Here is a 3,177-nt window from a genome sequence, read left to right as displayed (position 1 = left end):
AGTTCATCCAACTTTGTCAACGAATATACCTCATCGAGTCCAGTGTAGATGACCGATCCCGCAGTCAGACGATTAGCGATATAAGAGATGAAATTATTAGGCGCTCTACAAGCTTGTTGCAGGAGTGATCCATGAAGTTAATATCTGCCGAAATCAGTAATTTCCGCCTACTGAAAAGTCTTAAGCTCGATTTTTCTTGTGATAAAGAAAAACCCTTGACGGTAATAAGGGCGGCTAACGAAACCGGGAAAACAACATGCCAAACTGCCCTTATCTGGTGTCTGTATGGATCAAAAGCGTTAGGCCGCCCATTCGAGCCAGGGTAGACCACCAATCTTGCGATCGAGTAATATCAGCAACGCCACCATCGAGACCACATTCACCCCCATCGTGGCCAGAACCAACCCCGGTGCGCCAAACCATTGGATAAAGAAATAGTCCAACAGCACATTGAGAAAAATATTGGCAATACTGACTCGGAATGGTGTTTGACCATCTCCGAGGGCATAAAACACCCGCACCAACACATCCCGTCCCAAATAGACAAACATTCCTAAGCCATAGGCCATCAGAATGGCCGCCACAAACTCCGACGCCGCTCGGTCAAAGGCATAGCGTTCATAGACCACACGGACAATGGGTGTGGCCAGAGCCACCATCAGCGCCCCCAAGGGCAACATCGTTAACCCTGTGAGAATTAACCCTTGGCGAATGCGTTGTTTGAGCTGGGGCCAATGCTCAGGAGCCGCCAGACGGGAGAAAATCGGCAGTAGAGGGACCAGTAGGGTATTAGAGATAATCCCCAGAGGCGTTTGCACCAATAGCCCCGCATAGCCCAAAGCAGAGGCAGTCTGGGGGATAAACGAGGCAAACCAGAGGTCGGTGTAGACGTTAATCTGCATCATTCCCGAGGAGAAGGTGGCCGGTCCCATGACCTTCATCACCTCCCGCACCCCTGGCCGCCAAAACTCAAAGCGTAGCCGTAGGGTTCCCAGGCCCTCCCGCCATTGCACCACCACTTGCACCAACCATTGCAACACCGCCCCTAGGAGGGTTCCCCAAGCCAGGACGAGGCCTCCGACGGCGGCGTAGCGGGGTTCGGTGATTTGGTCTCCTAAAGACAGAGCCAAGACCCCTAAGCCGCCAATGAGAGCCACACTGGAGAACAGGGGACTGATTGAGGGCAGCCAATAGAGGTCAGCGGCGTTGAGGCTGCCGAAGCCAATCCCAATTAGGCCGGCGAGTAAGGCCATCGGGGCCATGATGCGAAACTGCATCACGGCAATATCGCGAATTTCTTGACCGGCGGCCGTTTCCGAGAGACCCGGAGCGACCACATCAATGAGAGGATGAGCAAAGACAACTAGGGCAATGGTGACCAGGAGCAGAATGCCACCGACGAGGGTGGTCATGGTTTCGATGAGGGGAACCGCCTCTCGTTTATCCCGTTTGGCGACGACACTGACGATCGCACTATGAAACGGTCCGTTAATCCCCCCTAGCAGCACCAGGAGGAAGCCCGGAATCACATAAGCGTAGTTGTAGGCATCTACAGCGACACCGACCCCAAATGCGGCAGCGATCGCCTGTTGACGAACCAAGCCAAAAATCTTACTAATCAGGGTCGCCGCTGCCACAATGCCAGCAACAGACGCCAAAGAACGAACCTTTCCTGTCTCGTCAGCCATAATTACCGAGTTGCATTTGTCCGGGGATGAGAGTCACTTAGACAAACATTTAACCGCAAGAGGGTCACGGTTCCCTACCCTTGCTCCGGGTTCCGTCGAGTCCTGATTCACTCAAACCTGTTGATTTTGCTTATGACTAGCCCTGTGATTTACGACTATCCCCCCCTTTATTCGGGAACTTTAATCCGACGCTATAAGCGCTTTCTTGCCGATATTGAACTGGTTAACGGCGAGGTGATTACCGCTCATTGTCCCAATACCGGCCCCATGACGGGAGTTTGTGACCCCGCCAGCCCCGTGTTGCTCTCCTATAGCGACAACGCCAAACGGAAATACCCCTACACTTGGGAGGCCATCCAGATGCGGGATGCTGATCGGACCTGGGTGGGGATTAACACCAGCCGCAGTAATGCGATCGTGCGATCGCTCCTTGAACAACATCTCATCCCCGAGTTGGGGGACTATGGAGCCATCCGCTCAGAAGTTAAGTATGGCCAGGATGGGAAAAGCCGCGTTGATTTTCTCTTGGAGGGCGATCGCCCCATTTATCTCGAAGTCAAAAATACCACCTGGGCGCGGCAAACCCAGGCCCTGTTTCCCGATACCGTCACCGAACGCGGACAAAAACATCTACGGGAGTTGATGGCCCTAGTGGACGAGGCACGCTGTGTCATGTTGTACTTAATTAACCGGGGAGATTGCGATCGTTTTTCTCCCGGTGATGACGCCGATCCAACCTACGGTAAATTATTACGAGACGCCGTGAATCGAGGCGTTGACGTCTTACCCTGCCAGGTTCAGGTTAGTCCCGAGGGACTGCGTTACTGTGGCCGAGTTCCCCTAGAACTGTAGCCCTAAAACCGGCCTCATGGTTAGCCCATTCTCAGCCACCTCGCGATCGCCGAATCAGGAATCGTATAATCGGCTACAAAATGTACTGGATTGTCAGTGGTAATAAAATGCCATGCTAGTACAAGCATTATTTTGCTAAAACAGACCAAACAAAGGAGTTTTCGGTGTGAAAAAGGTAGAAGCCATCATTCGTCCCTTCAAGCTAGACGAAGTTAAAATTGCCCTCGTCAACGCCGGTATCGTGGGGATGACCGTTTCCGAAGTGCGTGGCTTTGGGCGGCAAAAAGGACAGACTGAACGCTATCGCGGCTCAGAATATACCGTCGAATTTTTGCAAAAGCTCAAACTCGAAATCGTGATCGAAGATAACCAAGTCGATATGGTGGTTGAAAAACTCACCGCCGCCGCCCGAACCGGAGAAATCGGCGACGGTAAAATTTTCGTCTCCCCCGTCGATCAGATTATCCGCATTCGGACTGGCGAACAGAACCTCGAAGCCATCTAACCCTAACCCTCAACCCGAGGCCTTATCCAACGGTGGAGACTCAGAAATTCAGAGGTATTCAGCGAACGTCAGCACCCCCGGCTGAAGCACGGGGGCTTCGTGCCCTCCCCTTCAGGTAGCTGACCAGCTTAA

Annotated in this window: 4 protein-coding genes; 3 read left to right on the top strand and 1 reads right to left on the bottom strand. The window is 52.8% G+C overall.

Going from position 1 to position 3,177, the window contains the following annotated elements:
- Window positions 1-131: 131 nt before the first annotated feature.
- Window positions 132-326, top strand: a complete 195-nt coding sequence (locus tag R6U67_RS19285) for an ATP-binding protein (protein ID WP_410254047.1) — start codon at window positions 132-134, stop codon at window positions 324-326.
- Here the strand turns inward: R6U67_RS19285 and murJ are convergent.
- Window positions 300-1,688 (bottom strand): murein biosynthesis integral membrane protein MurJ, encoded by a 1,389-nt coding sequence (gene murJ / locus R6U67_RS19280; RefSeq protein WP_410254046.1) that lies wholly within the window; start codon window positions 1,686-1,688, stop codon window positions 300-302. The two genes, R6U67_RS19285 and murJ, sit on opposite strands and share 27 nt — an antisense overlap.
- A 132-nt stretch (window positions 1,689-1,820) precedes the next feature.
- Here murJ and sfsA point away from each other — a divergent pair, with 132 nt between their 5' ends.
- Together sfsA and R6U67_RS19270 are read left to right on the top strand one after the other, a co-directional pair.
- Window positions 1,821-2,540, top strand: a complete 720-nt coding sequence (sfsA, locus tag R6U67_RS19275; RefSeq protein ID WP_410254045.1) for a DNA/RNA nuclease SfsA — start codon at window positions 1,821-1,823, stop codon at window positions 2,538-2,540.
- A gap of 166 nt (window positions 2,541-2,706) precedes the next feature.
- Window positions 2,707-3,045: a P-II family nitrogen regulator gene (locus tag R6U67_RS19270; protein WP_087706312.1), complete on the top strand. Its 339-nt coding sequence runs from the start codon at window positions 2,707-2,709 to the stop codon at window positions 3,043-3,045.
- The last annotated feature ends 132 nt before the right edge of the window (window positions 3,046-3,177 follow it).

It is taken from the genome of Sodalinema sp. (assembly GCF_046483825.1).
Taxonomy (GTDB): domain Bacteria; phylum Cyanobacteriota; class Cyanobacteriia; order Cyanobacteriales; family Geitlerinemataceae; genus Sodalinema.
This window is presented reverse-complemented; position numbering and strand designations above follow the sequence as displayed.